The following is a 23,851-nucleotide window of genomic DNA, read 5'->3' on the forward strand; positions in this document are numbered from 1 at the left end:
CGCTCAGCTGGAGCGTTCGACGATCGTGTCCGCGAACCGGATCAGAGCCTTCTTCACCGGGCCGTCCGGAAGGGGCTCGAGGGCCTCGACCGCCTCGCGCGCCCAGCGGTGCGCCTCCTCCAGCGTCTGGCGGGTCACCTCGTGCTCACGGAGCGCGGCGATCGCCTCCATCGCGGCGGGCGTGACCTCGCCGTCCTCGGCCGAGCCGATGACGTCGCGCTCCAGACGCTCGAGCAGGGCCGCGGCCTCCGGGTCGGTGGACGCACGCTCGCGGAGGCGGAGGACGGGGAGGGTCGCGACGCCGGCACGCAGATCGTTGCCGGGGGTCTTGCCGGTCTCGGCCACCCCCTCCGACGACAGGTCGATGACGTCGTCGATGAGCTGGAAGGCCACGCCGATCTTCTCGCCGAACACCACGACGGGCTGCTCGTACTCCTTCGGAGCGTTCGAGAACAGCACGCCCATCTGGGCGGCGACCGCGATCAGGGAGCCGGTCTTGTCCTCGAGCACCCCGATGTAGTGCTCGATCGGGTCCTCGCCCTCCTGGGGTCCGATGGTCTCGTGCAGCTGGCCGAGGCACAGCCGCTCGAACGTGTCGGCCTGGAGTTGGATCGCCCGCTCACCGAGCGCGGAGACCAGCTTGCTGGCGCGGGCGAACAGCAGGTCGCCGGTCAGCACGGCGACGGAGTTGCCCCAGACGAACTGCGCGCTGGGCACGCCGCGGCGCATCTGGGAGTCGTCCATGACGTCGTCGTGGTACAGCGAGGCGAGGTGGGTGATCTCGACGGCCTCGGCCGCCTGGATGACGTCGGCGTTCGTGCCGTCGCCGAGCTGGGCGGCCAGCAGGGTCAGCATGGGACGGACCCGCTTGCCGCCGGCCTCGAGGAGGTACCGGGCGGTCACGTCGGCGAGGTTGTCCGCGAAGTGCATCTCGCGGTGGAGGCTCTCCTCGACCTGGGCGAGACCGGCGTCGACGGCGTTCGCGAGCTGGCGGTCGTCACCGCGGAGGAAGATCCGCTCGGTGAAGCCGAGCTGGCTGGTCAGCGACGGGCGCCGCACAGCCGGGACACTTCGTGGCACTACTCCCCCTCGGACGGGATGGTGGACGCAGACTCTTCGGAGCCGGCGGTTCCGGCGGATGCCGGACGCGACTCGGAGCCGGCGGAGGTCGAGCGCTTCGGCTTGGGTGCCGCGGGCTTCGGCGTCGTGGGCCTGGCGGCGGCAGACTTCGGAGCGGCAGACTTCGCAGCAGCGGGCTTCGCGGCAGCGGGCTTCGCAGCAGCGGGCTTCGCCTTCGTCGCAGCGGCCTTCGGCTTGGGAGCGGCCTTGGGCTTCGTCGCGGCAGCCGGCTTCTCGGCCGGCGCCTCGGGCTGCGCATTCACGTCGGGCGTCGCCGCGACCGGCTCCACTGGCTCCACCGGTGCAGGCCGGCGCTCGGGCTTGAAACCGCGGTGCAGGGCGACGATGCCGGCCGTCAGATTGCGGTACGCGACACGCTCGAAACCAGCCTCGCGCATCCACCCGGCGAGCGCGCGCTGGTCCGGCCACGCCTGGATGGACTCCATGAGGTACTCGTAGGCCGCGGGGTTGGAGCTGGCGACGCGCGCCAGCACGGGCATCCCGAACTTGAGATACGCCGAGTAGCCGGCGCGGACGGGAGCGAGCGGCGGCTGGGAGAACTCGCACACCACCACGCGGCCGCCTGGCTTGACCACACGGAAGAACTCGGCGAGGGCCTTCTTCGGGTCGACGATGTTGCGCAGACCGAATGAGATCGTCACCGCGTCGAACGTGTCGTCGTCGAACGGGAGGTCCATGGCGTCGGCCTGGACGAAACGGATGAAGGGGTTGCCGGCCTGGCGCTGCCGGCCGACGTCGATCATCCCGGCCGAGAAATCGGCGGCGACGACGGACGCCCCGTTGCGGGCGAGGGAGGCGCTCGACGTGCCCGTCCCGGCCGCGACGTCGAGGATCGTCTCGCCGGCGCGCGGCGCGACCGCACGCGTCGTCGCGACGCGCCACAGGGCCGCATTGCCGACCGACAGGACGTTGTTGGTCCGGTCGTAGCGCGTCGACACCTGGTCGAACATGGCGGCGACCTGGGCGGGCTGCTTGCTGAGGTCGGCCTTACTCACCCCACCAGCTTAGGCTGCGGCGTCAGCGGGTGCATGCCGACGACAGGATGCACGCCGAACGGTCAGCCAGGCGGGGCGCTCCGGCACGACGGCTTCCGACCATCAGAACCGCTGCCCCAGCGCCTTCGCCCGCAGAGCGTCGAACTCGCCGCGCGAGATGACACCCTGGTCGAGAAGCGCCTGCGCCTGCTGGATGTCGGCCGCCGGTGTCGCCGACGCCGTCGGCTTCGACCCCCAGTCGTCGTCCTCCGGCACCTGGGCACGGCGGGCCATGCTCCGCTCCGCCATCCCCCGTCCGCGGGCGATCAGATACACGAGCACCGAGATCAGCGGGACGAAGATGAAGAAGATCACCCACAGGGCCTTCCACCATCCATTGAGCCCGCTGTCGCGGAACAGGTCGACCAGCACGGTGAACAGGATCATCACGAAAGCCACGAACGCGAAGATCCAGAAGACGTACAAGAACGCATTCCAGAAGGTGCCCATCTCAGTCCCCTCTCATCGCGCACACCGTAATGCTGCGTGCCGACCCACGGCTAGACCACATCTGAACGGGCGGGACTACCATGGCGATCCCAGAGATCGCGGAGCGGACGGCCGCCCCACGGGTGAGGAGCGACGGTGTCCCACGACACGTTTTGGACGACGGATCCCTCCGAGCTGCTCCGGGTGCGACCCGGCTTCCGCCTCGCCGACCAGCCCACCGACGGCGCCCCCGGCTTCGAGGGCGGCAAGGAGGAGGGGAAGGATGCCCTCTCAGCGGGGAAGGACGTCCTCGCCGAGCTCCAGGAGAAGCTGTTCGCGTGCGGCAGGGAAGGTGCCCCGCGATCCGTCCTCCTCGTGCTCCAGGCGATGGACACCGCAGGCAAGGGCGGCATCGTCTCGCACGTCATCGGCGCGATGAACCCCGGCGGCGTCCACTACGCGGGCTTCGGCAAGCCGACCCCGGAGGAGCTCTCGCACGACTTCCTCTGGCGCGTCTGGCGGGAGGTCCCCGCCGCGGGCCAGGTTGGCGTCTTCGACCGCTCCCATTACGAGGACGTGCTGATCGGCCGTGTGCGCCAGCTCGCGCCGCCGGAGGAGCTGGAGCGCCGCTACGGCGCGATCACCGGATTCGAGCACGAGCTGGCGGAGTCCGGCACCACCATCGTGAAGGTGATGCTGCACCTCGGGAAGGCCGAGCAGAAGAAGCGCCTGGCCGCCCGGCTCGAGAACCGTGCAAAGCTCTGGAAGTTCAACCCCGCCGACGTCGACGAGCGGCTCCGCTGGGACGACTACCAGGAGGCGTACCAGATCGCCCTGGAGCGCACGAGCACGGCGGAGGCGCCGTGGTTCGTCGTCCCCGCCGACCACAAGTGGTACGCGCGGGTCGCCGTGCAGCAGCTGCTGATCCGCGCGCTCGAGGGGCTGGACCTGGAGTGGCCGATGCCCGACTACGACGTCGAGGAGCAGAAGCGCCGCCTGGCCGACTCCTGATCGCGGGTCGGCCGGTCAGTGGACCTCGCTCAGCCGAACGCCTCCACGATCGGCCGGAACTTCATCGTCGTCTCGGCGAGCTCCCGCTCGGGGTCGGAGTCCGCGACGATGCCCGCCCCCGCATATGCGGTCAGGTCGCCGTCCGGAGTCACCTGTGCGCACCGGAGTGCGATCGCCCACTCGCCGTCGCCGTCCCCGCCGACCCAGCCGACCGGGCCCGCGTAGCGTCCGCGGTCGAACGGCTCCAGTTCGCGGATCAGCTCCAGCGCCTCGCGTCGGGGCGTTCCCGCGACCGCGGCCGTCGGGTGCAGCGCGGAGGCGAGATCGAGGGAGCTGGATCCGTCGCTCAGCATCCCGGCGATGTCCGTCGCGAGGTGCCACAGGTTGGGGAGCTTGAGCGTGAAGGGCTCGTCGCTCGCTGCCAGGTCTGCACTGTGCGGGCCGAGCGCATCCATCACGCTGGTCACAGCGAAGCGGTGCTCGCCCTGATCTTTGGCGCTGGCCACCAGCTCGGCGGCAGCGGCAGCGTCGAGGGAGGCGTCCGAGCCGCGCGAGATCGTCCCAGCCAGCACGCGTGCCGTCACCGTTCCGTGGTGGACGCGCACCAGCGTCTCCGGGGACGAGCCGACCAGGCCGTCCACCGCGAAGGTCCAGCAGTCCGGGTAGCCGAGCGCGAGCTCCACCAGCGCGCGTCGGAGGTCCGACTCGATCGGCAGGTGCCCGCGGAGGTCTCGCGCCAGCACGACCTTCGACAGATCCTGCTCGCGGATGTGCTCGACCGCGGCCGCGACGGCCGAACGGTACCCCTCGCCACCCAGTTCGCCGGGGAGGAGGGCCAGCCGGTACTCGTCACCGAACGGGGTCGGGCGCGGCAGCGGGGCCGTCGCCTGGGCGTCGGCGCGACGGATGCGGGTGATCCAGCTGCGGCTGCCGCGGCGGCCGATGATCACCTCGGGCACGATCAGCGTGCTCGTCGCCGTGCTCTCGTCGTCGAACGCGAACGTGCCGAACGCCACGAGTCCCGTTCCCGGCGTGCGGACGGCGTCGTCGACCTCCGCGGCGGCCGCGGTGGCCCGCCAGGCGGCAGACGCCTCTTGGATGCGGTCCGGGCCGGTGAAGTCGAGCCGGAGCACCTCCCCGATCGCCGCCATCCCTTCGCCTTTGCGCAACCAGAGCAGGGGTGCGCGGGAGTCGAGGAACGGGATGAGCTGGCGGACGTCGTCGAGCGGTGCGGTCTCGGCCACGAGCACCGTAACGCCCGTATCCCGCCGAGCGGTCGGGGCTGATCTCACCAGGCCAGCCTACGCCCGCGATGCTGTACGCCCGTTGGGGAGCGGATGGGGAGTCGATGGATGCGGCGCGCGGCGCGTCCGGGCGCTCCCCCAGACAAATAGAGCAGGCAATGCGCGCGTTCGACACTCAGTACATCAGCCCGAAGACCGATCCACCTGGATGTAACATCCAACTATGCCCGTGCCCGTGACCGGAGCCGCCAGCCCCCGGCGGCTGATCCGAGACGAAGTCTTCCTGCGCCTGCTCGACGCCATCGTCGACGGCGACCTGCTCCCCGGCGAGCAGCTCTACGACGCCGAGATCGAACGCTGGGTCGGGGTGTCCCGCACCCCCGTCCGTGAGGCGCTCAACCAGCTGGCGGCCATGGGCCTGGTCGAGATCCTGCCCCAGCGACGCACGCGCGTCACGCCGATCGAGTCGCGCCGGCTCCGCGAGCTGCTCACCACCGTCGGTGTGCTCGTCGCCGGTGTCGTGCGCGACGCGACGCCACTCCTCACCGAGGGCGACCGCGAGACGCTGCGCTCCTTCACATCCGCCGACGCGTCCGAGGCCGTCCGCACCGGGCTCTCCGCCGACGGCTTCCTCGGCGTCTTCGTCCGCCGCCTCGACAACGCGACCGTCGCGCGCCTGCTCAAGCGACACCTTCCCGAGGTGCAGCGGGCGCTCAAGGCCGCGCCCTCCTCCGCGCCGCTCGAGAAGGCGCTCCCCTCGATCAAGGCACTGATCGACGCCGCCGTCGCCGGCAAGGCGGACAAAGCAGCACGGGCCGCCGGCGACCTGTTCGACAAGTCGATCGTCTCGATCGCCGACGAGTTCGGCACGCCATCGAAGGAGGCCCGCTGATGCCGCTGCCCGTGAGCGACACCGCACCGGTCGAGCGCCGGCTGCTGCGCGATGTGGTCTACAACCGCCTGTACGAGGGCATCCTCGACGGCACCCTCGAGCCGGGTGAGACACTCCTCGACGAGAAGCTCACCGCGTGGCTCGGCGTCTCGCGCACCCCGATCCGCGAAGCGCTGATGAAGCTCGCCGACATCGGCCTCGTCGAGATGGCTCCCAACCGGTACACCCGTGTCGCACCGATTGATCTCAAGGCGATCGACGAAGCCATCTACACGACCGGTCTCCTCCACGAGCACGCCGCCCGCGCGAACGTCCCCGAGCTCGAGAACGCCGTCGTCACCCGTCTCGACAAGGCGCAGAAGGAGGTCAAGAAGGCCGCGAAGGCCCGCGACCTCCCCGCTCTCGGCCGCGCCTTCAACGACTTCTTCCTCGAGCTCACGCGCGCGGGCGGAAACGATGTATTGGCCTCGGTCAGCGACGGCCTCAGCCCGCAGCTGCTCCGCTACATCTCGGTCTGGGAGACGCCGTTCGGGATCGACGACCTCCCGGGTGCGCTGGCCGGCATCCTCGCCGCCGCGAAGGACCGCGACGGTCAGAAGGCCGGAGACCTCGTCAAGGATCTCTACGCCGGCACCCTCACGCAGTTCCTCGAGGACTATCGCCGCCGGGACGCCGACATCACCAAGACGCCGGTCTTCTGACCCGCGGGCGTCGCCCTGCGGCGTCAGACCTCGAAGTCGACCGCGGCTCGAGATCCCACAACGGAGCGGATGTATCCCGCCACCTCGAGGTGCGCCGGGTGGTCGAGGTACGCCTGGATGCCATCCACGTCGTCGAAGTCGCTGATCAGCACGACGTCGAAGTTGTCGCCCGGCACTGCGTTGACCCCGACCTGGAGCGAACGCAGCTGCGGGATGACGGCGGGAAGCGACTCCAGGCCGCGCTTGATCTCGGCGGCCTGCTCGGCGCGCTCCGTCTCGTCGCTCGTCGCGAGCTTCCACGAGACGACGTGGCGGATGGTCATTCTGCCTCCAGGAGTGCGGTGCGCAAGCGTGTCGGGTCGACCCGCCAGTAGGTGTGGACCCGTCCATCGACGAGCACGACGGGGATCTCCTCCACGTACTTCTCGTGGAGTTCGGCGTCCTGCAGGATGTCGCGCTCCTCCACGGTCACTGTGGGCGAGCCGTCCGGCAGCTGGTCGATGACCGAGTGGATGACCTCCCGCGCGTCATCGCACAGGTGGCATCCGGGCTTGCCGATGAGAGTCAGGGAGACGCTGGACACGAATCCACTCTAGACGCAGCAAAAAGCGCCGGACCGGATGGACCGACGCTTGGAGCCGCAGACTCGAGGTCTACTTCTTGTTGCGACGCTGGTGGCGCGTCTTGCGAAGAAGCTTGCGGTGCTTCTTCTTCGCCATACGCTTGCGACGCTTCTTGATAACGGAACCCACGTGGACCTCACAAAGAATCGGGGGCATGCCGCGGGGCGCGCGGCGACACGAGCAGCCAGTCTACCTGACGTCACGCAGAGTCCGCGACGCCGCCCTCTCGGAACGTCGCGGCTTGCAGCAGCTGGTCGACCGCGGACTCCGGAACACGGAACGATCGACCGAAGCGGATGGCGGGCAGTTCACCCGAATGGACGAGCCGGTACACGGTCATACGGGAGACGCGCATCATGTCGGCCACCTCGGCGACCGTCAGGAAGCGCACGTCCCTCAGATCGTGTGCCATGCGTCCGTCCTCCTCTTTCCGGTCATCGTACTCGCGGAGGGTCAGTCCTTGCGCCACTTCTTCGGCGTCACGCGCTCGGTCGCCGACGACACCCGGTGACGCGTGTCGGCGAGCACCTTGCCGACCGTGCTCGCGAACTCGCGCGTCTCCTCCGCCAGCCGGACGCTCAGCTCCATGTCCTCATCGGATGCCGTGAACGGAATGATCCAGTCCTCGACCGCCACCAGCGGGCCGGCATCCAGGCTGTAGTAGCGGTGCTGACCCTCCTCCCGCACGGACACGAGACCCGCCTCGCGCAGAACTTTCAGGTGCTTTGACACCGTCGGCTGGCTCAGCTCGAGCGTCGCGACGATCTCGGAAACGGATATCTCGCCCACGGAATGCGCCGCGTCCGTATTGCGATCGAGCAGCACGCGCAGAATGTCGCGCCGCGTCGGATCGGCGATCACGTCGAAGATGTCGGCCATGTCCCCAGGCTAGCCATTCCCCCGACGCAGTACCATGTCCGAAGCCCGCCCGACAGCCGAAGACGACGGGAAGGACGAGACATGAGCGCCACCACCCGGGCGGTCCCCGGACGGCCCGCGTCGGCCGTCGGGCGCATCCGCGCCGCACTCAACGGGTTCGCGGCCCGCAGCCCGTCCCGGTTCGCGATCCTCGTCTTCGCCCTTCTGATCCTCGTCTTCACGCTGCTGTTCTCGCTGCCGATCTCCTCGTCGAACGGGCGGTGGACGCCGCTGGCGGACTCCCTGTTCACCGCGGTCTCGGTCATTTGCGTGACCGGGCTCGCGACCGTCGACATGGCGACCCACTGGTCCGTGTTCGGGCATCTGCTCGTCTACATCGGCGTGCAGGTCGGCGCCGTCGGCGTGCTGACCATGGCATCCATCCTCGGGCTGGTCATCTCGCGGAAGCTCGGGCTGCGCGCCAAGCTGATGGCGGCGAGCGACAGCAACCCGCTCCGCGTGCACGGCGGCCCGGTCGCCGAAGGACAGGCGGTCCGGCTGGGCGAGGTCGGCAAGCTGCTCACCACCGTCGCGATCAGCATGGTCGTCATCGAGGGCGCCGTGGCCCTGCTGCTGTTCCCGCGGATGCTCATCGCGGGCATCGACGTCGGCACGGCCGCATGGGAGTCGATTTACTACTCGGCCATGGCGTTCACCAACACCGGGTTCACACCCAACCGCGAAGGCATCGACGCGTTCGCGACCGACTACTGGTTCCTGAGCGCACTGATGATCGGCGTGTTCCTCGGCGCGATCGGGTTCCCGGTCATCCTGGCCATCGCATCCAATCTCCGTCAGAAGCGGCGGCGCTGGTCCATCCACGTGAAGCTGACGCTGCTCACGTCGGTCATCCTGCTCGTCGCCGGGGCGGTGCTCTACATCGTGCTCGAATACGACAACCCGAAGACGTTCGGCGACCTGGACGCCGGACACACGGTGTTCCAGTCGTTCTTCCTGTCGACCATGGCGCGGTCGGGCGGGTTCTCGACCATCCCCATCGACGACCTGCACGGGTCGAGCCTGCTCGTCACCGACATGCTCATGTTCATCGGCGGAGGGTCCGCATCCACCGCCGGTGGCATCAAGGTCACGACGCTGGCCGTCCTCTTCCTGGCCGCGTTCGCCGAGGCGCGCGGGGTGGAGTCGATGGATGCGTTCCGCCGCCGCATCCCCATCGACGTCCTGCGGCTGTCCGTCGCCGTTGCGCTCTGGGGCGCGACGATCGTGGCGGTGTCGAGCATCCTCATCCTGCAGATCACCAAAGCGCCGCTCGACCATGTCCTCTTCGACGTGATCTCGGCGTTCGCGACGTGCGGTCTGTCCACCGGTCTGACCGAACAACTGCCGGACGCCGGCATCTACGTCATGGCCGCGACGATGTTCTGCGGACGCGTTGGTACAGTGACTCTCGCCGCGGCGCTGGCCCAGAGCCAACGCCGCCAGCTGTACCACAACCCGGAGGAGAGGCCGCTCGTTGGTTGACCGGATCAGACACAACGCGCCCGTCCTCGTCATCGGACTCGGCCGGTTCGGTGCCGCGACTGCCGGGCAGCTCGACCGCTTGGGGCGCGAGGTGCTCGCGATCGACACGGATGCGAATCTCGTGCAGAAGTGGGCCGACCGCGTGACCCACACCGTGCAGGCCGACGCGCGTTCGATCGAGACGCTGCGGCAGATCGGCGCGGAGGACTTCTCCATCGGGGTCGTCGCCGTCGGGTCGTCGATCGAGGCGAGCGTGCTGATCACGGCGAACCTCGTCGACCTGAAGGTGCCCCAGATCTGGGCGAAGGCGATCTCGAAGTCGCACGGCAAGATCCTGGAGCGCATCGGCGCCAACCACGTGATCTACCCGGAGGCGGAGGCGGGCGAGCGGGCGGCGCACCTGGTGTCCGGCCGGATGCTCGACTTCATCGAGTTCGACGACGACTTCGCGCTGGTCAAGATGTACCCGCCGAAGCCGATCCGCGGCCTGCGCCTGGGCGCATCCGGTGTCCGCTCCAAGTACAACATCACGGTCGTCGGCGTGAAGAGCCCCGGCAAGCCGTTCACGTACGCGACGCCCGACACGGTCGTCTCCGACCACGACCTCGTCATCGTCTCGGGCGCCTCCGCCGACATCGAGCGCTTCGCCGCCCTCGACGCCTGACCCTCCCCAGTCACAAGCCAACAGCTCCTGAGTTTTTCTGCGTTTCGCGCGCAATTTGGCCGAAAAACTCAGGAGCTGTTGGCTTGGTTGTGCATAAGTGCGTCGGGGCGGCCGCGGGCCGCGATGATGTGCGGATGCAGGAGAGCTTCACCATTCGCGCAGCGCTGGAATCGGGGATGTCGCGCACGCAGCTGTATCGGGATGCGTCCACGCGACCGTTCCGCGGCGTGCGAACCCGATCAGGCGTTCTGACGGACCATCTCGCGAAGTGCCAGGCCTATGCGCTGCTCGAAAGAGACGCACACCTCTTCAGCCACTACTCCGCCGCGATGATCCACGGCCTCCCCTTGTCGCGTGCCCGCGTACCCGATGACGTGCACGTCGCGACATTCGCGCCTGCGAAGCCACCCCAGATGAAGGGTGTCGTAGCTCACGAGCTGCGACCGGCGGGACACCGCATCGTCCGGGTGGACGACCTGCGCTGCTTCTCACCAGAGAATTCGTGGGCGCAGTTGTCCTCGACGCTGTCTATCCTTGAGCTCGTCGTGATCGGCGACTTCATCGTCACCGGCGACGAGCCATACTCCGGCGACACCGACCACGGAACGAAGGACGACCTCGAGCGGGCGCTCCGTCACCATGCTCGGCGCCCCGGCATCCAGCGTCTCCGGCAGGCGATCGAGCTTGTGCGGTTCGGATCTCTGTCTCCGCAAGAGACCCGGCTCCGCCTGTCGCTCGTCGACTCCGGGCTTCCCGAACCCGAGTTGAACTACCGCGTCTTCGATCGGGACCGCCGCATCGCGATGGTCGACCTTGCTTATCCGGCCGAGCGCGTGGCGATCGAGTATCTGGGCGATCATCACCGCACCGACCAGGCGACGTATCAAGAAGACATCAACCGACGCGAACGGCTCGCCGGAGCAGGATGGGACACGGTCTTCGTCACGTCGGCCGACTTACGCGAGCCCGTCCCTCGCGCGGTCATGCTCGTCCGCCGGGCTCTCGCGCGCGCCCAAGCCAACAGCTCCTGAGTTTTTCGCCCCAATCGCGGCGTTTCGGGCGAAAAACTCAGGAGCTGTTGGCTTGAGGGCGGGGGTGGGGGCGGGTTAGCCGGCGGCGAGCTCGCGCGCGCGGGCGAGGGCGGCGTCGGTCGCGCGGGCGAAGAGAGCGGGGAGGTCTGCCTCGGAGAGGACGGCGATCGCCCGCTCGGTGGTGCCGTTCGGGCTGGTGACGCGGCGGCGCAGCTCGGCCGGGTCCTCGCCGGAGGAGACCAGCAGCTCGGACGCCCCGAGGAACGTCCCGTTGACGAGGGTCGCCGCCTGCTCGGGCGTGAAGCCCTTCTGCACGGCCGCCTCGGTCAGGGCCTCGATGAGGAGGAACACGTACGCCGGACCGGATCCCGAGATCGTGCTCAGCGCATCCAGCTGCGACTCCGGCACCTCGACCACCTCGCCGACGGTCTCGAACAGGGCGCGCACGACCTGCAGGTCTTCCGGATCGGTGCGCGAACCCGCGCTGATGCCGGTCACCGCCTTGCCGACGACGGCCGGCGTGTTCGGCATCGCGCGGACGACGGAGACCGAGTCCGGCAGGAGCGACTCCATCGTCTCGGTGGTGACCCCGGCCGCCACGCTGACGACGACGGTCCCCGGCGCCAACGAGTCGGTGATCTCGGCCAGGAGGTCGCGCACCATCGCCGGCTTCACCGCGACGATCACCACCTGCGCTCCATCGACCGCGAGCCGGTTGGCGTCCGCCTTCGTCTCCGTCGCGTAGGCGGTCACGCCCGGCGTCCCGGCGAGCTCCGCCGCCCGCGCCTCCGACCGGTTCGTGACCCGAATCCCGGCGACCTGCACGCCCGGCGCGAGCAGACCGCTCAGGATCGCACGGCCCATGGAGCCCGCACCGAGCATCGCGATGGTCGGAAGGGTCACGTTCTGCGCGTCGTCCATGCGGCCATCCTAGGATGAAGGGCATGAGCGCATCCGGCGGTAACAGAGCGATCATCGCTGCTTTCGCGGCCAACCTGGGGATCGCCCTGACCAAGTTCATCGCGTGGGCTTTCTCGGGCTCGTCGTCGATGCTCGCGGAGGGTGTGCACTCGGTCGCCGACTCGGGCAACCAGCTGCTCCTGCTCCTCGGCGGTCGGCAGTCGCGCCGCAAGGCCGACCGCGAGCATCCGTTCGGCTATGGGCGTGAGCGCTACGTCTACGCCTTCGTCGTGTCCATCATCCTGTTCTCGGTCGGCGGCGTGTTCTCCATCTACGAGGGGATCGAGAAGCTCACCCACCCGCACCCGCTCGAGAACGCCTGGCTGCCGATCCTGGTGCTGCTCATCGCCATCGGTCTGGAGTCCTTCTCGCTGCGCACGGCGGTCCACGAGTCCCGCCCGCACAAGAAGGGGATGTCGTGGCCGCAGTTCGTGCGCCGCGCGAAGGCTCCCGAACTCCCCGTGGTCCTGCTGGAGGATGTGGCGGCGCTGACCGGCCTCGTCTTCGCCCTGATCGGCGTCGGCCTGACGATCATCACCGGCAACAGCGTCTGGGACGGCATCGGCACCCTCTTCATCGGCGCGCTGCTGGTCGCGGTCGCCGTCGTGCTCGGAATCGAGACGAAGAGCCTGCTCGTCGGCGAGGGCGCGTCGGACGCCGATCTCGCCGCGATCGAGAGCGCGGTGACGTCTGGCCCCGAGGTCGAGCGCATCATCCACATGAAGACCCTGTACCTCGGTCCGGACGAGCTGATGGTGGCCGCGAAGCTCGCGTTCTCGGGCGAGCACCGCCTCGCGGACGTCGCCGCGGCGATCGATGCCGTCGAGCACCGCATCCGGGAGGCCGTCCCCGCGGCGCGCGTCATCTACATCGAGCCGGACGTATGGGTCGACCCCAACGAGGCCGCTCCCGCAACCGACACCATCGTCATCAAAGGACTCGAGTGACCCGCACCGCCGTCATCCTGCAGCACGACCCCAGCATCCACCTCGGCAACATCGGCCCGGTCCTGACCGAGCACGGCTACGACCTGCGGATCGTGGATGTGACCACGGAGGACGTTTCGGCGATCGACCCGGCGGAGGCCGACCTCGTCGTCGTCCTCGGCGGGGAGATGGGCGCCTACCAGACCGAGGAGTTCCCGTTCCTCGAGCAGGAGAAGGAGCTGCTGCGGGAGCGCATCGCCGCGGAGCGTCCCGTGCTCGGTGTGTGCCTTGGCGCTCAGCTGATGGCCGGCGCGCTCGGCGAGCGGGTCTACAAGGGTGAAACCACCCAGATCGGTTACCGCCGGGTCGAGCCGACGACGGCCGGCACGGACTCGCCGATCCGCCACTTCGACGGCGTCCCCGTCGTGGAGTGGCACGGCGACACGTTCGAGCTGCCGGAGCAGGCGACGCTGCTGGCCTCCTCCAGCGACTACTCGAACGAGGCGTTCGCGATCGGCGGCTTCGCCCTCGCCGTGCAATTCCATCCCGAGGTCACGGATGAGATGCACGAGGCGTGGGTCGCCGATGGATACAACGAGCTGGATGAGCTGGCCATCGACCCGGATGCCCTCCGACGCGACCGCGAGGTGTACTCGGCGCGGATGCAGGAGGCGTCGCGCGCGGCGTTCTCCGAGTGGCTGGAGCGCCTGCCCGACTGACGGTGTCGCGTTGTGCGCACTCAGTGTCCAGCGTCCAGCGTTCAGCGCTTGGCGCGGAAGAAGTCCAGAAGCACTTCGCCGCAGTCCTCCGCGAGCACGCCCGCGAACACCTCGACGCGGTGGTTGAGCCGACGATCGCGCAGGACGTCGTACACCGACCCCGCGGCGCCCGCCTTCTCGTCCCAGGCGCCGAACACGACGGTGGGCACGCGTGCCGCCAGCACGGCGCCCGCGCACATCACGCACGGCTCCAGCGTGACCACGAGCGTGCATCCCTCGAGGTGCCAGTCGTCGCGGGTCGCCGCAGCCTCCCGCAGGGCCAGCACCTCGGCGTGCGCCGTCGGGTCGTGCCGGAGCTCGCGTTCATTGCGGCCCCGTCCGATGACCTCGCCGTGCTGGTCGAGCACGAGGGCGGCCACCGGTACGTCGCCCGTGTCGAAGGCGAGCCGGGCGTCGTCGAGCGCGCGCCGCATCCACTGCTCGTAGTCGCTGGGCACGGGCAGGCTCACGGCGGTCCTCTCGGCGTTCGGGGGTTCGGCTGTTCGGGGTTCGGCTAGCCTTGAGCCTATGCGAGTGCACGTTGCGGACCACCCACTCATCACCCACAAGCTGACGGTGCTCCGTGACAAGCGGACGCCGTCGCCGGTGTTCCGCCAGCTCACCGAGGAGCTCGTGACGCTGCTCGCGTACGAGGCGACGCGCGGTGTCCGTGTGCAGCCCGTCGAGATCGAGACCCCGGTCACCACCACGACCGGCGTCGCCCTGAGCGAGCCGCGCCCGCTCGTCGTCCCGATCCTGCGTGCGGGCCTCGGGATGCTCGAGGGGATGGTGCGGCTCATGCCGACCGCCGAGGTCGGCTTCCTCGGCATGGTCCGCAACGAGGAGACGCTCGAGCCGACCACCTACGCCGAGCGACTTCCGATGGACCTGTCCGACCGGCAGTGTTTCGTGCTGGACCCGATGCTCGCCACGGGCGGGTCGCTCGGCGCCGCGATCGAGTTCCTGTTCGCACGTAACGCCGTGGACGTGACGGCCATCTGCCTGCTGGCGGCCCCGGAGGGTCTCGAAGCGCTCGAGAAGGCGACGGAAGGCCGCAATGTGACCATCGTCCTTGGCGCGCTCGACGAGCGCCTGAACGAGAACGGTTACATCGTTCCGGGCCTCGGAGACGCCGGCGACCGCCTTTACGGCACTGTGTAGCCGCACGAAACATTGCGTAATGATTTGACACGTCGAGTCATCGTCGGTTTTACTAACCTGCATGACTGACAACTCGCGTACCCTGACCTCCTTCGAGGCCCTTGGGGATGCCGGCATGATGATGGCCGGCCGCGACTCCGTCATGTGTTGCCGAATGTGTCGCTGATCTGACGACCCTTCGCCGAGCAGCAGCCCTCCGACGTCATCTCGTCGTGACCGGGCGCACGCTCCCCGGGAGCGCCACACTCACGCTCCCGCGCATCCGCCCCACCGTCTAGGGGCACACAACACGACATTCCCCGGAATCCCTGCACTCCGCCGTACCCGCGGAGCTTCATCGCATCGGGATCCGGAACATCATCACTAAGGACTCGATTCCCATGTCTCTGGCCACCATCGACACCGCTTTCCCCCGCACCTCCGCCGTCTCCCCCGTCAGCCCGGTCCGTCCGGCTCCGGCGCCCGCCGCCGACCCGGCTCCCCGCATCCGCGCCGTGCCCGAGGGAACCGAGGCCCGCGGCTTCGTGCTCTACGTCGGCATCGACGAGGCGAAGGCCGCCGCCGCAGGTACCGACCTCGGTCGCATCGTGGAGGCGCTGAAGCGTCTCACCGCCGAGATCGCCCCGACCGCCGAGACCTACGCCGCCGTCGCCCTCGCCCCGGCCGGCGCCGGCGGACGCGACGTGGATGTGGTGCGCCTCGCCCTGCAGGACCCGGCCGCCATCGCGAAGCACCGCCACGCTGTCACCGTCGACGAGGATGAGGACCGCGCCGCATCCGGCGTCGTCGTGGACATCTCGCGGAAGCGTCTCGTGCTCGACAACCAGACCGTCGCGCTGACCTACAAGGAGTTCGAGCTGCTGCAGTACCTCGTGCTCCGCGAGGGCCGCACCATCGAGCGCTCCGAGCTCATCTCGTCGCTGTGGAGCGGCGCCGATGAGGACGAGATCCCGAACGAGCGCACCATCGACGTGCACGTGCGCCGCCTGCGCGCGAAGCTGGGCCGCTACGAGGACATCGTGCGCACCGTCCGCGGAGTCGGCTACCGTTTCGACCGTCACGCCGACGTCTCGATCCGCTACGCGAGCGCCCCCTCCCCCGACCTCTTCTGACCGCCCCGCCCCGCCCCGGCGCCCACCCGCCGAGTCCGCAAAGACTTACCGCTTCTCGGGGGAGAAACGTACAAATTGTGCGGACTCGACGGTGGGCGGATGGGGCGCAGGGCGAAGGGCGAGGGGCTAGGCGGAGCGCTGGTAGACGCGGAAGGCGCTGGTCGCCCAGGCGGCCATGACGACCGCGAGCGTCGCCAGCAGACCGGCGTGCGCCCACAGTGTCGCCCAGTCGGGATGCGCGCTGAGCGCCTGGCGACCGACGATCACCGCCCACTCGAACGGGTTGTAGGCGGAGACGTTCTGCACCCACTCCGGCGAGAGCTTCGTGTTCATGATCGCCGAGCTGAGGAACATCAGCGGCAGCGTGATCAGCTGCGAGATGCCGATCAGCGCCGTCTGCTCACGGGCCAGCAGCGCGACCGCGTTCGACAGCGAGCAGAACACCGCGGTCAACAGCACCACTCCTAGGAGGAGAAGCAGGATGCCGACGACGCCTCCCTCGAACCGCGCCCCCGCCCAGAACGCGATGCCGACCACCACCAACGACTGCACCACCGCGAGCAGCGACTGGTAGACGAGCGTCGACACGATCATCGCGCCGCGGTTCGTCGGCGAGGTGAGGAAGCGATCCATCACGCCGCGGTCCATGTCCTGGATGTACACGGTCCCCGACCACGCGGATCCGAACAGCGCCAGCATCATCACGACGCCGGGCGTGAGGTACTCCAGGTAGCTCTGTCCGACGCCGAAGCCGGGGATGTCGATCACCGACTTGAACAGCTGGCCGAACAGCAGGAGCCAGATCACCGGCTGCACCAGATTCATCACCAGGAAGGCCGGCATCCGCCAAGCGGCGCGCAGCTGCCGTCCCGTCAGCAGCAGCGTATGCGTCAGGAAGGTAGGGCCGTTCCGCCGCTGCGGGCGGGATGCGGGAAGGGCGGTCGCGGTCATGATGCGTTCTCCAGGACGAACTCGGCGGACTCCTGCGCCCGCGTGAAGGTGCGGCCGGTGTGCCGCAGGTAGACGTCGTCCAGGCTGGGCCGGGCGACGGTGGCGGAGGCGACGGCGACGCCCGCGGCCTCCAGCGCGGCGAGTGCCAGCGGGAGCGTCGCAGCGCCGTTGTCGGCGCGGGCGCGCAGGGTGCGGCCGTCTCCGCCCACCTCGCGGAGCGCATCCACCCGCTGCAGGGCGGTGAGCCCCGCGAACGGATCGGCGTCGCCGGCCAGCTCGACGATCACCGCGTCGCCGCGGAGGTCGTTCTTGAGCTCCTCGGGCGTCCCGCCGGCGACCACCCGGCCGTGGTCGACGATCGCCAGCCGGTCGGCCAGACGGTCCGCCTCGTCGAGATAGTGGGTCGTCAGCAGCACGGTCAGGTTCTCGGCGGTCGTCATCCGTTCGAGCTCCAGCCAGAGCTCGGCACGCGCCTCCGGGTCGAGGCCGGTGGTCGGCTCGTCGAGGAACAGCACCTCCGGCCGGTGCATGAGGCCGATCGCCACATCCAGCTTCCGTGCCATGCCGCCCGAGTAGGTCTTCACCTGTCGGCGGGCGTGGTCGGTCAGGCCGAAGCGGTCGAGGAGTTCGCGGGCGCGAGCCGACGCCTCGCGCCCGGACATGCCCTGCAGCCGGCCGGCGAGCACGAGGTTCTCCACTCCGGTGTCCATCGGATCGGACACCGGCTTCTGGGCGACGAACCCGAGGGCACGGCGGACGCGCGCCGGATGACGCGCGACATCGATGCCCGCGACGTAGGCCGTTCCCGAGTCCGGACGGGTGAGCGTCGACAGGATCTTCATGGTCGTCGACTTGCCGGCGCCGTTGGGGCCGAGCAGGCCGAACACGGTGCCCTTCTCGGCCACGAAGCCGAGGTCGTCGAGGGCGCGGAGCGGAGGCTTCCCCCGCCCTCCTGGATAGGTCTTCACGAGGTGGTCGGCGGCGAGCGCCGGCCCGTTTGCGGTTGCCATGGTGGCTTCTCTCTTTCAGATAGGCAGCCACCGACAGGGATATCCTTGAAGACAGCCCTCGGTGACTGTTGACGCAGGTTCCTCACGGAACGACTGAAGGTGTGGATGGCCGGAGAGTTGCCGCTCTCCGGCCATCGTTCTGTGGCACGAGGCCTTACGACAGGAACAGCTCGGCCGCCTCCTTTCCGAAGGCACCCGCGGCGATGCGCTCGCGCAGCTCCTCCATGCCGATCCCCTGGGCGAGCAGCTCATGCAGCTGCTCCCACCAGTCGTAGCCGCCGATCGAGCGGTCGCGGATGCGTGCGGCCAGGTCGGCCACGAACGCGCGCTCCGCCTGGAGCACGGCCATCCGGTAGTGGAACTCGACCATGAAGAGCTCCGGGAGGCCGCTCGTCTCCGCCAGGAGGACGGTGCGTTCGGCGATGTCGGCGTCGATCCGGTCGCGCCGGCGCTCGAGCAGGTCGGCTGCGACCTGCGGCGGCAGCATCGGAAGGAGCGAGAGGCCGGTTTCGATGGCCGGGTACTCCTTGACCGGGATCTCGACGAGCTCCCGCAGCCATTCCTCGGCCTCCTGCCGCCCGGCCGGCGTGATCGCGTAGACGACGCGCTCCGGCCGGTTGCCCTCGCGCTCGGTCTGCGCCACCTCGATGAAGCCGTGCTTCTCGAGCGATTTGATGACGGCGTAGAGCGACCCGAAGTTCAGGCGGATGCTGTCTTCCTTCCCGCGCTCCTTCATGGTCGTCGTCATCTCGTACGGGTACATCGGCCGCTCCCAGAGGCAGGCCAGAACGGCCAACGCCAGCGGGTTGGATACCGCACGCTTCGCCATGACGCCTCCTCCGATGATTATTACTCTGAGTAGAGTATTCGATTCAGAGTAACACTGTCCACCCCCGCGGCCCACGAGGTTCGTTTACCCGTACTCGCGGCTGCCCGCCTCGACGCACGCGGTTACGGTTTTCGTGTGGACGACCCGACTTTTCTCCGCCCCGAGGTGGCGGCTTCGCGGATCGGCATCGGAGAGCTGCAGGTGCACGAACTCATCGCGGCCGGCGGCCTGCGTACCGTGTTCTACCGCGGAGCCGTGCGGATAGCCCTCGACGAAGTGAACCGTTATCTCGAGAGCCTGTCGGGTGTCGGGGCTCAACGAGTTGGAAGGTGAGACGGGGGGTCGATCACGTACCCTGACAGAAGTTTCGGAACATGGATGGGGGGCGCGATGGCGGCAGGAGGAGGAGCACCGTGAGCGTTGCATTCCCGGAGGGGATGATCTCAGTCACGACCGCGGACGGCGACATCGTCATCCTCCGCATCTGTGATCTGTGCGGTGCGGCCGTCGTCGAAGGTGAGGGCACCGACCTCGCGTTCCATAAACGCTGGCACCGGCTCACCGGCTCGGGCAACTGGATCGACCCGGCGACCGGCCACCACCACGGCCCAGGGAACCCGGCTTACCCGGGCGCGTCGCCCTCCTGAGCGGGTGCGGTGCGTGTGGCTGATGTCCACATCGCGTCCGCCTGGTTCATCGCGCCGTCGTGCGTGCCATGATCGATTTTCGTGGTCGCCCTCATTCCGCTTGTCCTGGTGCTCGCCGTGGCGGCAGTCGGCGGGTCATCGATCTGGCTCATGGAGCGCTCGAGGCGCCGCGTCATTTCACCCAAGGGCGTCGTCGGAACGGTCCGCGAGAAGCGGCATGTCGATGAACACGGTGAGCTGCGGCTGCCTTCTCGGGGCGCCGGGGCCGGCGAAATCAGCGTCTCCCCGGAGTCGTACGTGCTCGGCATCCAAACATCCACCGACTATAGAGAGATCGTCGTCGATCGCGATGTGTTCGATGCCGTGGAGATCGGCGACACGTTCCCAGGCACCGACTGACGGTCACGACACGAGATCGCGATCGGATCGGTTCACCTGACACGCCGCTGTCCGGCGATTCCCGGAGCATGTCCACCGGCGCTCCAGAAAGCATTGCGAGGGTAGACCGCACGGTGCATCCCGCACCGGAAGTCACCACGACCTGGAGGACTCCATGAGCCCACGCGCAACGTCTCGACCGTCGACTCGCGACCTCGGTCTGCTCCTGCTCCGCATCGCCGTCGGAGGCATACTCATCGCCCACGGCATCCAGAAGCTGTTCGTCTACACCCTGCCCGGGGTGACGGAATCCTTCGCGGGGATGGGTGTCCCCGCCGCGGAACTCGTGGCGCCGGCGGTCGCGACCATCGAGCTGCTCGGAGGCGCGCTCATCGTGGCGGGAGTCGGCACACGCATCGCCGGGCTCTTCGCCGCGGCCGCAATGCTGGGCGCCGTATTCACCGCGCACCTCTCCGCCGGCTTCTTCGCCAGTGACGGCGGATTCGAGTTCCCGCTGCTGCTGGCCTGTGCGGCCGTCGCGCTGGCCTTGACCGGTCCCGGACGCCTGTCCCTGCACGCAGCCGTCCTGCATGGGCGGATGCCGTTGGCGGCCTGAGCCCGGTCGGCCGAGTTCGAGGGAAAACCGCGGCGGGCGGGATCGGCGATGTCGTTCCCACGACCGTTCTCACGTACGCATAGCGAACTCGCAGAAAAAATAACGACTTGATAACTAGATGCCGTTACCTCTTCGTTATATAGTTCAAGAGCAATGGTTGTTTGCTGTGGCAGCCATCGCGGAATGTGATTGCAGGACACTCTTGGTGCAAGGGAGAGGGCCGGCCGCTAGCCTCTGCGGCCGGCCCTCAATCTTTTGTCTCCCCGTCCTCTCCTTCCGCCCTCGTCGGTCCCCCGTGGTGGCACGGATGTCGGCCTCGCGCGCATGATGAGAAGATGCGAATGCATTGAGCTCGCGTAGGGAGGACGGGTCATGGCCGAGAGCGCGATGGCGGCGGAGTCGACGAAACGCGCCCGCATCAGCGCCGTCTCCGCGTGGGAGTCGCTGTTCCGGGCCCAGGTCGCCGTGATGCGGACGTTGGCGGCCGAGTTCCCCACCCGCGACATCTCGTTCAACGAGTACGACGTCCTGTTCAACCTGTCGCGGCAGCCGAACCGCGAACTACGCCTGCGCGACCTGAACAAGCACGTGCTGCTCACCCAGCCGAGCGTGAGCCGCCTCGTCGACCGGCTGGTCGCACGCGGACTGGTGGCGAAATGCCCGGAGCCGTCCGATGCGCGCGGCACAGTGATCCGGCTGACCGACACGGGATACGACATGTTCCGCCGTGTCGCCGTCGATCACATGAAGACCATCACAGAACGCGTCGGCGGTCGGCTGACCCCCGAGGAACTCGAGACCCTCGCCGTGCTGTGCGACAAGCTGCGCGACGCCTCCTGACGAAGGTTTCCACAGGCCCAGCGGTCTTCGTTCTCTCCACCAACCTGAGCGTGCGGGTCCCGGACCCGTCGGATGCGACGCGTATCATTGCCGCCACGGACGGATGGTTGTTCCACGAGGGAGAAGACGCATGAGATGGGGATGGGCGCCTGCCCTGGCCGGCTTCGTGGCACTGAGCGGACTCGCCGGTGTGCTGGCTGCGGCGGCGGTGACACCGGCCGTCGCGCTCACGGGCAGCGCGGCCGATTCGACCATCAGCGTCTTCGACGGGCTGCCCGAATACATCAAGGTCGAGCCGCTCGCACAGGCCTCGACGATGTACGCCCTCAGCAACGGCCAGCAGGTCCCGATCGCCAGCTTCTACTCGCAGAACCGCGTCGAGGTCGGCTGGGACGGCATCTCGCAGAACCTCAAGGACGCCGCGATCGCCACGGAGGATCCGCGGTTCTATGAGCACGGCGGCGTGGATGTCACGGGCACCGTGCGCGGGGCCGTTCTGACGGCGCTGCACAAGTCGGTGCAGGGCGGCTCGTCGATCACGCAGCAGTACGTGAAGAACATCCTCGTCCAGCGCTGCGAGAACAAGCAGCCGGACCCGACCGCGACCGATGCGGTCCAGAAGAAGCAGCTGACGGTGTACGAGGCCTGCTACGACGACGCGACGAAGGTGGACCCGTCGCGCAAGCTGAAGGAGATGCGCTACGCGATCGGGCTCGAGAAGGAGTACTCGAAGAACGACATCCTTCAGAGCTACCTGAACATCGCGCTCTTCGGCGGCCGTGTGTACGGCGTCCAGTCCGCTGCCGAGTACTACTTCGGTGTCGCGGCAAAGGATGTGAACATCCAGCAGGCGGCGACGCTGATCGCCATCCTGAACAACCCCGACAACCTGCGCATCGACCGACCGGACGACAAGGAGAACGGCGCCGCCAACGGCTACAAGGAGACCCTCGACCGCCGCAACTACGTGCTCGACCGGATGTTCGCCAACGGGAAGATCACCAAAGAGGAGCACGACGCGGCTCGGGCCACCAAGGTCGAGCCGAAGATCACCCCGACGCAGAACGGCTGCATGACCGCCCAGCAGTACAACGCCGCGTTCTTCTGCGACTACGTCGAGCGCACTATCGAGCAGAACCCGATCTTCGGCAAGACCGAGGACGACCGCTCCAACTTCCTCACCCGCGGCGGCCTCAAGATCTACACGACGCTCAACCTCGACCTGCAGAGCCAGGCGCAGGCGGCGGTCAGCGCGTACATCCCGCCGGCCGACCCGCGCCTCGACCTGGGATCATCGAATGTCTCCGTCGAGGTCGGGACCGGGCGTGTCGTGACCATGGTGCAGAACCGGCCGTACGACAACACGGCGAATCCGGCCCCGGCGACAACGGCCGTCAACTACAACACCGACTACGACTACGGCGGCTCCGAGGGCTTCCAGACCGGTTCGGCGTACAAGGTGTTCGACCTGCTCGAATGGCTCCAGGAGGGGCACTCGCTCTACCAGACGGTGAGCGGAACCCAGCACGTCTTCCCGCAGACGCAGTTCCACGCGAGCGACCCGTGCAACGACATCGGCGGGGCCCCCTGGAACGTCTCCAACGACGAGGGCGAGAGCGTCACGGCGACGACCGTGATGAATGCGACCGCGCAGTCGATCAACACCGTATTCGCGAAGATGGCGACCCAGCTCGACCTGTGCGGCATCAAGCAGCGCGCCCAGGATCTGCTGGTCCACGGCGCGGACGAGGCGGCCAACCCGTTCATGGCCAACCCGTCGGCCGTGCTCGGTACGAACTACATCGCGCCGATCACCATGGCCACCGCCTACGCGGGCCTCGCCAACAACGGCGTCGCCTGTAGCCCCATCGCGATCGACAAGATCGTCGACGCCGACGGTGCTGAGCACGCGGTGCCCAAGACGGCGTGCTCGCCGACGCCGATCGACCCGCAGGTCGCCGCTGCCGCGATCTACGCGCTGCAGGGTGTGCTGCGCGGAGGCGGCACGGCGTCGTCGGCCAACCCCGGCGACGGCATCCCGATCTTCGGCAAGACCGGCACGACCGACAACTCCGTCGAGAACTGGCTCGTCACCTCCACCACCAAGGTCGCTCAGGCCACCTGGGTCGGCAACGTCCAGGGCGGCGTCGCGCTCCGCAGCCAGAGCTTCCAGGGCATCGGGGGCGGCAACGTCAAGTTCTCGATCGTCAAGCGGATCCAGACGGCGCTGAACGCGGCGTACGGAGGCGGGGCCTTCCCATCGCCGAGCGGCAAGTTCACGACGGCTCCGGTCGCGCCCAAGCCGCCGACCGCTCCAGGAGCGCCGACGGCACCCGCTCCGGGAGCCGGAGGGAACCCCGGCAACGGCGGCGGGCAGGGCGGTCCGGGCAAGCCCGGTAAGCCCTGATCGAGCCGCGAGTCGGCCCGGCCTTCGCACGCCGAAGGTCGGCAGCAGAGTCCACCTGCTGTCTAGCCAGGCCGCCCGATATCCGGA

30 protein-coding genes are annotated in these 23,851 nt (G+C 68.5%); 16 read left to right on the forward strand and 14 right to left on the reverse strand.

The genetic code is table 11. The features are described from left to right. Nucleotides 1-3 precede the first annotated feature (3 nt). The 3 genes from BLR91_RS16150 to BLR91_RS16160 all read right to left on the reverse strand — a co-directional run bounded on the left by BLR91_RS16150 (nt 4) and on the right by BLR91_RS16160 (nt 2,624). Nucleotides 4-1,059 (reverse strand): polyprenyl synthetase family protein, encoded by a 1,056-nt coding sequence (locus tag BLR91_RS16150; protein ID WP_020075889.1) that lies wholly within the window; start codon nt 1,057-1,059, stop codon nt 4-6. Between the two features lie 20 nt (nt 1,060-1,079). Continuing rightward, a complete protein-coding gene (gene ubiE / locus BLR91_RS16155; RefSeq protein ID WP_089880137.1) occupies nt 1,080-2,135 on the reverse strand; it encodes a bifunctional demethylmenaquinone methyltransferase/2-methoxy-6-polyprenyl-1,4-benzoquinol methylase UbiE in 1,056 nt (351 codons plus the stop codon). Between the two features lie 102 nt (nt 2,136-2,237). After that, nucleotides 2,238-2,624: a hypothetical protein gene (locus BLR91_RS16160; protein ID WP_018189422.1), complete on the reverse strand. Its 387-nt coding sequence runs from the start codon at nt 2,622-2,624 to the stop codon at nt 2,238-2,240. 135 nt (nt 2,625-2,759) lie between these two features. Here BLR91_RS16160 and BLR91_RS16165 point away from each other — a divergent pair, with 135 nt between their 5' ends. Further along, nucleotides 2,760-3,614: a polyphosphate kinase 2 family protein gene (locus BLR91_RS16165; protein ID WP_018189421.1), complete on the forward strand. Its 855-nt coding sequence runs from the start codon at nt 2,760-2,762 to the stop codon at nt 3,612-3,614. A gap of 29 nt (nt 3,615-3,643) precedes the next feature. Here BLR91_RS16165 and BLR91_RS16170 read toward each other — a convergent pair whose 3' ends face one another. Beyond that, a complete protein-coding gene (locus BLR91_RS16170) occupies nt 3,644-4,864 on the reverse strand; it encodes an isochorismate synthase (RefSeq protein ID WP_089880133.1) in 1,221 nt (406 codons plus the stop codon). 217 nt (nt 4,865-5,081) lie between these two features. Between BLR91_RS16170 and BLR91_RS16175 the strand changes: the two genes are divergently transcribed. Both BLR91_RS16175 and BLR91_RS16180 read left to right on the forward strand, forming a co-directional pair. Beyond that, nucleotides 5,082-5,750: a GntR family transcriptional regulator gene (locus BLR91_RS16175; protein ID WP_089880129.1), complete on the forward strand. Its 669-nt coding sequence runs from the start codon at nt 5,082-5,084 to the stop codon at nt 5,748-5,750. Further along, a complete protein-coding gene (locus BLR91_RS16180) occupies nt 5,750-6,451 on the forward strand; it encodes a GntR family transcriptional regulator (RefSeq protein WP_018189418.1) in 702 nt (233 codons plus the stop codon). Before BLR91_RS16175 ends, BLR91_RS16180 begins: the two co-directional genes overlap by 1 nt. A 23-nt stretch (nt 6,452-6,474) precedes the next feature. Here the strand turns inward: BLR91_RS16180 and BLR91_RS16185 are convergent, their stop codons facing one another. From BLR91_RS16185 to BLR91_RS16205, 5 genes are all read right to left on the reverse strand, one after another. Continuing rightward, on the reverse strand, nt 6,475-6,774 hold the full coding sequence (locus tag BLR91_RS16185; RefSeq protein ID WP_089880124.1) for a Dabb family protein: 300 nt from the start codon (nt 6,772-6,774) through the stop codon (nt 6,475-6,477). Next, complete coding sequence (locus BLR91_RS16190) at nt 6,771-7,034, reverse strand: glutaredoxin family protein (protein WP_089880121.1); 264 nt, start codon at nt 7,032-7,034, stop codon at nt 6,771-6,773. The genes BLR91_RS16185 and BLR91_RS16190 overlap by 4 nt, the downstream gene beginning before the upstream one ends. A gap of 70 nt (nt 7,035-7,104) precedes the next feature. Then, nucleotides 7,105-7,203, reverse strand: coding sequence for a 30S ribosomal protein bS22 (locus BLR91_RS16195; RefSeq protein WP_003792170.1), 99 nt, complete (start codon nt 7,201-7,203; stop codon nt 7,105-7,107). A gap of 70 nt (nt 7,204-7,273) precedes the next feature. Continuing rightward, a complete protein-coding gene (locus BLR91_RS16200; protein WP_020075898.1) occupies nt 7,274-7,486 on the reverse strand; it encodes a helix-turn-helix domain-containing protein in 213 nt (70 codons plus the stop codon). Between the two features lie 41 nt (nt 7,487-7,527). Further along, on the reverse strand, nt 7,528-7,953 hold the full coding sequence (locus BLR91_RS16205; RefSeq protein WP_020075899.1) for an ArsR/SmtB family transcription factor: 426 nt from the start codon (nt 7,951-7,953) through the stop codon (nt 7,528-7,530). Nucleotides 7,954-8,034: 81 nt separating this feature from the next. Here BLR91_RS16205 and BLR91_RS16210 point away from each other — a divergent pair, with 81 nt between their 5' ends. From BLR91_RS16210 to BLR91_RS16220, 3 genes are all read left to right on the forward strand, one after another. Then, nucleotides 8,035-9,474, forward strand: a complete 1,440-nt coding sequence (locus BLR91_RS16210) for a TrkH family potassium uptake protein (RefSeq protein WP_089880116.1) — start codon at nt 8,035-8,037, stop codon at nt 9,472-9,474. After that, nucleotides 9,467-10,138: a potassium channel family protein gene (locus BLR91_RS16215; RefSeq protein ID WP_018189412.1), complete on the forward strand. Its 672-nt coding sequence runs from the start codon at nt 9,467-9,469 to the stop codon at nt 10,136-10,138. The genes BLR91_RS16210 and BLR91_RS16215 overlap by 8 nt, the downstream gene beginning before the upstream one ends. A gap of 134 nt (nt 10,139-10,272) precedes the next feature. Further along, the gene (locus BLR91_RS16220) at nt 10,273-11,169 is read left to right on the forward strand and encodes a hypothetical protein (protein ID WP_197674300.1); all 897 of its coding nucleotides are present in this window, start codon (nt 10,273-10,275) and stop codon (nt 11,167-11,169) included. Nucleotides 11,170-11,244: 75 nt separating this feature from the next. Here BLR91_RS16220 and proC read toward each other — a convergent pair whose 3' ends face one another. Beyond that, nucleotides 11,245-12,090 carry a pyrroline-5-carboxylate reductase gene (gene proC, locus BLR91_RS16225; RefSeq protein ID WP_089880113.1) on the reverse strand — a complete coding sequence of 282 codons (846 nt, stop codon included), beginning with the start codon at nt 12,088-12,090 and terminating at the stop codon, nt 11,245-11,247. 23 nt (nt 12,091-12,113) lie between these two features. Between proC and BLR91_RS16230 the strand changes: the two genes are divergently transcribed. After that, entirely contained in the window at nt 12,114-13,076 is a 963-nt protein-coding gene (locus BLR91_RS16230) for a cation diffusion facilitator family transporter (RefSeq protein ID WP_089880110.1), read from the forward strand. After that, the gene (locus BLR91_RS16235) at nt 13,073-13,774 is read left to right on the forward strand and encodes a glutamine amidotransferase (protein ID WP_089880108.1); all 702 of its coding nucleotides are present in this window, start codon (nt 13,073-13,075) and stop codon (nt 13,772-13,774) included. The genes BLR91_RS16230 and BLR91_RS16235 overlap by 4 nt, the downstream gene beginning before the upstream one ends. A 41-nt stretch (nt 13,775-13,815) precedes the next feature. Here the strand turns inward: BLR91_RS16235 and tadA are convergent, their stop codons facing one another. After that, the gene (gene tadA / locus BLR91_RS16240; RefSeq protein WP_089880103.1) at nt 13,816-14,283 is read right to left on the reverse strand and encodes a tRNA adenosine(34) deaminase TadA; all 468 of its coding nucleotides are present in this window, start codon (nt 14,281-14,283) and stop codon (nt 13,816-13,818) included. Between the two features lie 58 nt (nt 14,284-14,341). Between tadA and upp the strand changes: the two genes are divergently transcribed. Both upp and BLR91_RS16250 read left to right on the forward strand, forming a co-directional pair. Further along, on the forward strand, nt 14,342-14,974 hold the full coding sequence (upp, locus tag BLR91_RS16245) for a uracil phosphoribosyltransferase (RefSeq protein WP_089880099.1): 633 nt from the start codon (nt 14,342-14,344) through the stop codon (nt 14,972-14,974). A gap of 380 nt (nt 14,975-15,354) precedes the next feature. Beyond that, complete coding sequence (locus BLR91_RS16250) at nt 15,355-16,086, forward strand: winged helix-turn-helix domain-containing protein (RefSeq protein WP_018189405.1); 732 nt, start codon at nt 15,355-15,357, stop codon at nt 16,084-16,086. A gap of 126 nt (nt 16,087-16,212) precedes the next feature. Here the strand turns inward: BLR91_RS16250 and BLR91_RS16255 are convergent, their stop codons facing one another. From BLR91_RS16255 to BLR91_RS16265, 3 genes are all read right to left on the reverse strand, one after another. Then, nucleotides 16,213-17,037, reverse strand: coding sequence for an ABC transporter permease (locus tag BLR91_RS16255; RefSeq protein ID WP_089880096.1), 825 nt, complete (start codon nt 17,035-17,037; stop codon nt 16,213-16,215). Continuing rightward, entirely contained in the window at nt 17,034-18,047 is a 1,014-nt protein-coding gene (locus BLR91_RS16260; protein ID WP_089880094.1) for an ABC transporter ATP-binding protein, read from the reverse strand. Before BLR91_RS16260 ends, BLR91_RS16255 begins: the two co-directional genes overlap by 4 nt. 154 nt (nt 18,048-18,201) lie before the next feature. Beyond that, nucleotides 18,202-18,876, reverse strand: coding sequence for a PadR family transcriptional regulator (locus BLR91_RS16265; RefSeq protein WP_089880091.1), 675 nt, complete (start codon nt 18,874-18,876; stop codon nt 18,202-18,204). A gap of 135 nt (nt 18,877-19,011) precedes the next feature. Here BLR91_RS16265 and BLR91_RS16270 point away from each other — a divergent pair, with 135 nt between their 5' ends. From BLR91_RS16270 to BLR91_RS16295, 6 genes are all read left to right on the forward strand, one after another. Continuing rightward, complete coding sequence (locus tag BLR91_RS16270; RefSeq protein WP_089880087.1) at nt 19,012-19,209, forward strand: hypothetical protein; 198 nt, start codon at nt 19,012-19,014, stop codon at nt 19,207-19,209. Between the two features lie 80 nt (nt 19,210-19,289). Next, nucleotides 19,290-19,523: a histidine ammonia-lyase gene (locus BLR91_RS16275; RefSeq protein ID WP_231918959.1), complete on the forward strand. Its 234-nt coding sequence runs from the start codon at nt 19,290-19,292 to the stop codon at nt 19,521-19,523. Nucleotides 19,524-19,604: 81 nt separating this feature from the next. Then, nucleotides 19,605-19,922 (forward strand): hypothetical protein, encoded by a 318-nt coding sequence (locus BLR91_RS16280; protein ID WP_089880080.1) that lies wholly within the window; start codon nt 19,605-19,607, stop codon nt 19,920-19,922. Between the two features lie 154 nt (nt 19,923-20,076). Beyond that, entirely contained in the window at nt 20,077-20,517 is a 441-nt protein-coding gene (locus tag BLR91_RS16285) for a DoxX family protein (protein ID WP_089880075.1), read from the forward strand. Nucleotides 20,518-20,889: 372 nt separating this feature from the next. Continuing rightward, on the forward strand, nt 20,890-21,357 hold the full coding sequence (locus BLR91_RS16290; RefSeq protein ID WP_018189385.1) for a MarR family winged helix-turn-helix transcriptional regulator: 468 nt from the start codon (nt 20,890-20,892) through the stop codon (nt 21,355-21,357). A gap of 130 nt (nt 21,358-21,487) precedes the next feature. Beyond that, nucleotides 21,488-23,764, forward strand: coding sequence for a transglycosylase domain-containing protein (locus tag BLR91_RS16295; protein WP_089880072.1), 2,277 nt, complete (start codon nt 21,488-21,490; stop codon nt 23,762-23,764). The last annotated feature ends 87 nt before the right edge of the window (nt 23,765-23,851 follow it).

Origin of the sequence: Leifsonia sp. 466MF (assembly GCF_900100265.1) — a bacterium.
Taxonomy (GTDB): domain Bacteria; phylum Actinomycetota; class Actinomycetes; order Actinomycetales; family Microbacteriaceae; genus Leifsonia.